This is a genomic window from Arthrobacter sp. Y3225116, assembly GCF_059091245.1.
Genome location: NZ_JBNHGL010000567.1, coordinates 1 through 429, shown reverse-complemented (window position 1 = coordinate 429; position 429 = coordinate 1). Strand labels below are relative to the sequence as shown.

Sequence of the window (429 nt, the reverse complement as noted above, 5' to 3'; positions counted from 1 at the left end):
GCGTCTACGTGGGCCAGAACGGCACCACCGTGTACTTCCTGCCGCTGCGCCACCGCAACCAGGTGTCCTTCGACATCACCGCCCCGAGCGACGACACCGCCTGGGCGCCGGAAGTCACCCACGAGTACATCGGGTCGCTGCTGGAGGGCTTCGACGAGCGCCTGCAGAAGATCGGCCAGGAACTGGACATTCCCTCGATGACGAACCGCGGCGTCTACGACATCGACAAGCAGCCGACCTGGCACACCGACAGCGTTGCCCTGGTGGGCGATGCCGCGCACGCCATGCTGCACCACCAGGGCCAGGGCGCGAACTCCGCCATGCAGGATGCTGCCTGGCTGGCCGACGCCATCAAGGACGGCTCCGACCTGCAGGACGCCCTGCGCACCTACCAGGCCAAGCGCAAGCCCATCACCGACGTGCTGCAGG

General features: G+C 67.6%; 1 protein-coding gene. It reads left to right on the top strand.

Going from position 1 to position 429, the window contains the following annotated elements; translation table 11 throughout:
- On the top strand, window positions 1–429 hold a 429-nt coding region (locus AC5RV2_RS18990; protein ID WP_494093616.1), incomplete at both ends, for an FAD-dependent oxidoreductase.